Below are 1,058 nucleotides of genomic sequence, written 5' to 3'. Positions count from 1 at the left end.
TATGATTAAAACAGACATATTAATTATCGGAGCTGGACCTACGGGACTCTTCACAGTTTTTGAGGCAGGATTGTTGAAACTAAAGTGTCATTTAATTGATGCTTTACCACAACCTGGTGGGCAGTGCTCGGAGATTTATCCTAAAAAACCAATTTATGATATTCCTGCATACCCAGAAATCCTCGCTGGAGATTTGGTGAAGAACCTACTGGAACAGATTAAGTCTTTTAATGCGGGATATACTCTAGGAGAACGTGCAGAGACTTTAGATAAATTGGAAGATGGAACTTTTATAGTGACCACCAATAAAGGAACCAAGCATCATGCCCCTGTAGTTGTTATCGCAGGTGGTCTTGGTAGTTTTGAGCCTAGAAAACCACAATTGGAAAACATCGACAAATATGAAGACAAGGGGATTTCTTATATGATAAAAGATCCAGAGGTCTTCAGGGGTAAAAAAGTACTGATTGCCGGTGGAGGAGATTCGGCCTTAGATTGGTCAATTTTTCTTGCAGATGTTGCCTCAGAGGTTTATTTGGTACATAGAAGAAATGAATTTAGAGGAGCGCTTGATTCTGTAGAAAAAGTAGCAGAATTATCCAAAAAAGGAAAGATTGAACTTATCACAGAGGCTGAGGTTACCAAATTACATGGTGATCAAGGACTTGAAGCCCTGACGGTAAAACATCTTAAAAATGGAGAGTCTCATATTGAGGTCGACCACTTTATTCCACTTTTTGGACTCTCACCAAAACTTGGACCTATTGGAGATTGGGGTTTAGAGATTGAAAAAAATGCTATTAAAGTTGATAATTCTTATGATTATCAAACCAATATACCAGGGGTTTACGCCATTGGGGATGTAAATACTTATCCTGGAAAATTAAAATTAATCCTTTCAGGATTCCACGAGGCTGCTGTGATGTGTCAGAGCGCCTATCAGCGAATTTTCCCTAATAAGAAATACATCATGAAATACACCACCGTAGGTGGAGTAGAAGGTTTTGATGGAACCAAAAAAGAAGCCAAAAAAGAAGTGGTTAAAAGTATCGTTTAAC

The 1,058-nt window shown here is 38.5% G+C and carries 1 protein-coding gene; it reads left to right on the top strand.

Annotated features, from left to right (window positions below; all coding sequences use genetic code 11):
* Position 1: 1 nt before the first annotated feature.
* Complete coding sequence (locus I215_RS15575) at positions 2-1,057, top strand: NAD(P)/FAD-dependent oxidoreductase (RefSeq protein WP_008992951.1); 1,056 nt, start codon at positions 2-4, stop codon at positions 1,055-1,057.
* The last annotated feature ends 1 nt before the right edge of the window (position 1,058 follow it).

Source organism: Galbibacter marinus, from assembly GCF_000300875.1.
Taxonomy (GTDB): domain Bacteria; phylum Bacteroidota; class Bacteroidia; order Flavobacteriales; family Flavobacteriaceae; genus Galbibacter; species Galbibacter marinus.
This window is presented reverse-complemented; position numbering and strand designations above follow the sequence as displayed.

Excerpts from the sequence above, each read along its gene's own strand:
- I215_RS15575 (WP_008992951.1), top strand. The coding sequence starts at position 2 with ATGATTAAAACAGACATATTAATTATCGGAGCTGGACCTACGGGACTC.